The 257-nt window shown below is 56.8% G+C and carries 1 protein-coding gene; it reads left to right on the forward strand.

Going from position 1 to position 257, the window contains the following annotated elements; all coding sequences use genetic code 11:
• The coding region (locus tag AC6UDB_RS07115; protein WP_500709563.1) for a pyridoxal-phosphate dependent enzyme at window positions 1-257 on the forward strand (257 nt) is incomplete at both ends.

The following is a 257-nucleotide window of genomic DNA, read 5'->3' on the forward strand; positions in this document are numbered from 1 at the left end:
GGATAACCAGGTCGCGCTGGGCAAGTCCTATTTCTATACCGATCAATTCAACAACCCGGTGGGCATTGAAGCCCATCGTTACCAGACGGCCAGCGAACTGGCCGTGCAATTGACCAACGTCGGGGCTGGGCGGGAAATCCTGTTTGTCGGCTGCGCCGGCACTGGTGCAAGTTTTACAGGTATTACCCTGGGGCTGAAGGACCACGGTTTTGACGTTTCGACGGTGTTGGTCGACCCCAGCGGTTGTGATTCAAGGG

The organism is Fructilactobacillus sp. X3R2C1 (assembly GCF_059901235.1).